Source organism: Candidatus Symbiopectobacterium sp. NZEC135, assembly GCF_025962695.1.
This window is the reverse complement of the sequence record NZ_JAGFPF010001192.1, coordinates 1-664: the sequence shown is the minus strand read 5'-3', so window position 1 is coordinate 664 and position 664 is coordinate 1. Positions and strand designations below refer to the sequence as shown.

The following is a 664-nucleotide window of genomic DNA, read 5'->3' as shown; positions in this document are numbered from 1 at the left end:
TAATTGCAAATGTAAATCATTATTATTCTGCTCCGCAATTATGCGAATTCGATTTACAAATGCAAGCGGCGATACGGTTTACTTTCCGCACTCAGGCAGAATGTTGCCGACGTAACAGCAGGATAAAATACGGAGCCCCTATGAATGTCGCTAACAGACCGGCGGGAATTTGATAAGGAAAAATCAATACGCGCCCCAGCCAATCGGCAATCAGCATCAGCATGCCGCCCAGCAGCGAAGCGATAACGATCTGTTGCAATGCGCGGCGAAACCCGAGAAAACGGGCAAGATGGGGGGCCATCAGGCCAACAAAACTCAGCGGACCGATCACCAATGTCGCGGTGGCAACCAATCCTGCCGCCAGCAGTAAAATCAGCATACGCGCAGGACGCAGTGCAACCCCAACGGACTGGGCCACGCTTGCGCCCAACGGCATGATGGCAATCCAACGGCGAATCAGCGGGGTGGCGCTCAGCAATACCAGCGCAATAAGCGCCGAAATGTACGCCTGCTGCGGGCTGACCTTATAGGTTGAACCGGCCAGCCAGGCTAATAGCGATCCGGTGCGCGGATCGCCACTCGCCAGAATAAAGGTCAGCAGGGTAGAAAATACGGTGCTCAAGGCAATCCCCACCAGCAAAAGGCGGCTGGAAGAATAACCGCC

The 664-nt window shown here is 54.4% G+C and carries 1 protein-coding gene; it reads right to left on the bottom strand.

The features are described 5' to 3' along the window. Nucleotides 1–91: 91 nt before the first annotated feature. Nucleotides 92–664: iron chelate uptake ABC transporter family permease subunit (locus J5224_RS33280; protein WP_264629165.1), on the bottom strand; the 573-nt coding region annotated here is incomplete at its 5' end.